The 226-nt window shown below is 65.9% G+C and carries 1 protein-coding gene; it reads left to right on the forward strand.

The genetic code is table 11. The features are described from left to right. On the forward strand, positions 1–226 hold a 226-nt coding region (locus AB3X94_RS42380), incomplete at both ends, for a hypothetical protein (RefSeq protein WP_368614519.1).

The raw sequence follows: 226 nt of genomic DNA on the forward strand, positions 1-226 counted from the left end.
CTGGCACGCGACCTGAAGGTCGACAGCGTGACGATGGGTGACACGGTGGTGAACAACGACGGCCTGACCATCAAGAACGGCCCGAGCATCACCACGGGCGGCATCGACGCGGGTGGCAGGAAGATCATCAACGTGGCGGCTGGTGTGGACGCTGGCGACGCGGTGAACAAGGAGCAGCTCGACGAGGTCGGCAAGACGGCCAGCGCAGGCTGGAACGTGAGCGCGC

This window comes from Paraburkholderia sp. BR10923, assembly GCF_040948765.1.
Taxonomy (GTDB): Bacteria; Pseudomonadota; Gammaproteobacteria; order Burkholderiales; family Burkholderiaceae; genus Paraburkholderia; species Paraburkholderia youngii.